Origin of the sequence: Pseudonocardia sp. SID8383 (assembly GCF_009864975.1) — a bacterium.
In the GTDB taxonomy this organism is placed as follows: domain Bacteria; phylum Actinomycetota; class Actinomycetes; order Mycobacteriales; family Pseudonocardiaceae; genus Pseudonocardia; species Pseudonocardia alni.
Genome location: NZ_WWFY01000153.1, coordinates 1 through 1,651, shown reverse-complemented (window position 1 = coordinate 1,651; position 1,651 = coordinate 1). Strand labels below are relative to the sequence as shown.

Here is a 1,651-nt window from a genome sequence, read left to right as displayed (position 1 = left end):
CCCCGCCGAGGGCGAAGAAGTCGTCGTCGGCGCCGACCCGGTCGACGGCCACCAGCTCGGCGACCAGCCCGGCCAGCACCCGTTCCGGACCCTCGGCGGGCTCCCGGCCGCTGCCGGTCACGGGGGCGGGCTCGGGCAGCGCCCGCTTGTCGACCTTCCCGTTCGGGGTGCGCGGCAGCGGCCCGTCGAGCGCGACGAGGTGCGCCGGGACCATGTGCTCGGGCAGCCGCCCGCGCAGGTGCTCGGCGAGGCCGGCGGGCACCGCGGTGCCGCCGCCCGCCGGGACGACGTAGGCGTCGAGCCGGGTGACCGGGCCCCGCCGACGTACGACGACCGCGGCCTGCGCGACGTCCGGGTGCGCGGCCAGGACGGCCTCGATCTCGCCGGGCTCGATCCGGTAGCCGCGGATCGTGACCTGGTCGTCGGAACGGCCGAGGAACTCCAGGACCGGCTCGCGGTCGGGGTGCTCGGCGCCGTCGTCGAAGCGCAGCCGGACGCGGTCGCCGGTGCGGTACATCCGGGTCCCCGGCTCCCCGAACGGGCAGGCCACGAAGCGGTCCGCGGTGAGGGCGGTGCGCCCCAGGTAGCCGCGGGCCAGCCCGGCCCCGGCCACGTACAGCTCGCCGGGGACGCCGGGCGGGACGGGGGTGAGGGCGTCGTCGAGGACGTAGGTCCGCACGCCCGGGTCGGGGCGCCCGATCGGTGACCGGAACGCGGTGCCCGGCCGCGAGTGCCACAGCGTGGAGTTCACGGTGGCCTCGGTGAGCCCGTAGGCGACGTGCAGGTCCAGGTGCGCGCCCCAGCGGTCGATCAGGTCCGGCGGGACGGCCTCGGTCCCGGCGAGCACCGTCGACCCGGCCGGGAGCGACGCCTCCGGCGGCAGCGCGGTGATCAGCGACGGCGGCAGGATCAGGTGCGTGAGCCGCTGCTCGGCGAAGAACCCGGTCAGCTCGGACGGGTCGGCGTCGCGGCCGCGCAGCCGCTCCGGGGCGACGACGAGCCGGGCCCCGGAGCACAGCGCCATGCACAGCTCGAACACGAGCACGTCGAAGCCGGGCGCGGAGAACTGCAGGACCCGGGAGTCCTCGGTGAGCCGCATCCGGTCGCGGGCCAGCTCCAGCAGCTCGCCGATGCCGGCGTGCGGCAGGACCGCGCCCTTCGGGCGTCCGGTCGAGCCCGAGGTGTAGATGACGTAGGCGGCGCCCGCCGGGTCGGTGGGCGGGTCCTCCGGAGCCGGGCCCGGCTCCGGAGGCGCCGGGACGAGGTGGGTGACGCCGTCGACGGCGGGCAGCAGGGCCGCGGCGTCGCCGGTCGTCACGACCAGCCGGGTGCCGGAGTCGGTGAGCAGGTACTCCAGCCGCTCGGCGGGCAGGTTGAGGTCCAGCGGCAGGAACGCGCCACCGGCGCGCAGCACCGCCAGCACCGCGACGACCATCTCGACCGACCGCGGCACCGCGACCCCGACGACGGTCTCCGGGCCGACGCCGCGGGCGCGCAGCTCGCGGGCCAGAGCGGCGGTCTCGACGTCGAGCCCGGCGTAGTCGAGCTCGCGGTGCTCGTCGGCGACGGCGACCGCGGTGGGCCGGTCGGCGACGGAGCCGGCGACCATCTCCCACATCGTGCGGGCGGCCGGGACCGGGCCGCCGTCGAG

Annotated in this window: 1 protein-coding gene; it reads right to left on the bottom strand. The window is 77.5% G+C overall.

Going from position 1 to position 1,651, the window contains the following annotated elements; translation table 11 throughout:
• Window positions 1–1,651, bottom strand: a 1,651-nt coding sequence (locus GTW08_RS03845) for an amino acid adenylation domain-containing protein (protein ID WP_161151424.1), incomplete at both ends; no start/stop codon positions are given.